This is a genomic window from Nocardia sp. NPDC051981 (genome assembly GCF_040680715.1).
Classification (GTDB): Bacteria; Actinomycetota; Actinomycetes; order Mycobacteriales; family Mycobacteriaceae; genus Nocardia.
Map to the genome: position 1 here is coordinate 1 of NZ_JBFAXK010000081.1, position 1,065 is coordinate 1,065.

Genomic DNA, 1,065 nt, shown 5'->3' on the forward strand with positions numbered 1-1,065 from the left:
TCGGCATGATGGTGCGTTTGGTGATCCTGTCGATGGATCCGAGATGGCCTTGATCCGTGAATCTTTCGAGGCGTTGTTCCTGGCTGAGTCGATCCGTGCGGTCAGCGGCAGATGGCTGTGATGTGCTTGGATCGAGTCATGTTCAGTGCGTTTGGGGCAGCCGAGTTTCGACCGGACTCGGTTGCGGCTGTGTCCGTTGATGTGGTTGTCGGAGACGAAGATCCGACTGCATTGTTCGCCACACTCGGGGTCGAGTTGCCGCCGCTGACACGAGCGTCTAGGACGGTCGGTGGTGACACGGTGTGGATGTGCGAAGTCGAGCCGGGATACCCGGCCACCGATTTGTGGCAGCGGGCGCGTGGGGTCTACGAGCGCACCGGACTATGGCCCGTGCTTCTGGGACTCATCGGGGCAAGTTTGAATGCGCCAGGCGACCGACAGGTCGCCGCGGGAGCTGTGCAGGATGGACGAGCATGGCTCGAACGCGCCCGGGTCGAGGGGCCGCGCGATGACGAAGGGCCGCGCGACGCCGAGGACCCGATTCTTCAGAGCGCTTACGTGCTCACAGAGGAAGATCGCGACTACGACGGCTTCGACTGGGCTGATGCGTGGATTGCCGTCGACGAGTTCGATCAGGCCGATCGATTGGCGCTCGTCCCCGCGCCGAATCCCTGGCTGGTGCCGCAACTGTTGAATTGGAGCGGCGCCCGCGATTTCGATCTCGACGGCGCGGACCACGCAACATTGTTGCGCCGGTGGGCTGGGCATTGGGGCGCGGAGTTGCTCGCATTGAGCGAGTACGAGTTGGTGTTGCGGGTAGCCAACCCGCCGCAAGACGACAACGACGCGCTCGCTGTCGCGCTGGAATCGTTTCTGTACGCCCCCAACCTCATCTATAAGGGGTGGGAAAGCCTCGATGAACTCAAAAAGCGTATGCCCGCACCGCTGTGGAGATTCCTGTGGTAACCGATGCCACCCTGGCCAGCGTCGCTGGAGCACCCTGCGCGCAAGCTGAGACTCGACACCCTGCTCACGCTGCTCGTCCGACTTCCGCTCATCGACAGT

At 62.7% G+C, this 1,065-nt stretch carries 1 protein-coding gene; it reads left to right on the plus strand.

The genetic code is table 11. From position 1 onward, the window contains the following. Positions 1–189 precede the first annotated feature (189 nt). Positions 190–966, plus strand: a complete 777-nt coding sequence (locus tag AB0L60_RS42490; RefSeq protein ID WP_364626675.1) for a DUF4253 domain-containing protein — start codon at positions 190–192, stop codon at positions 964–966. Positions 967–1,065 lie beyond the last annotated feature (99 nt).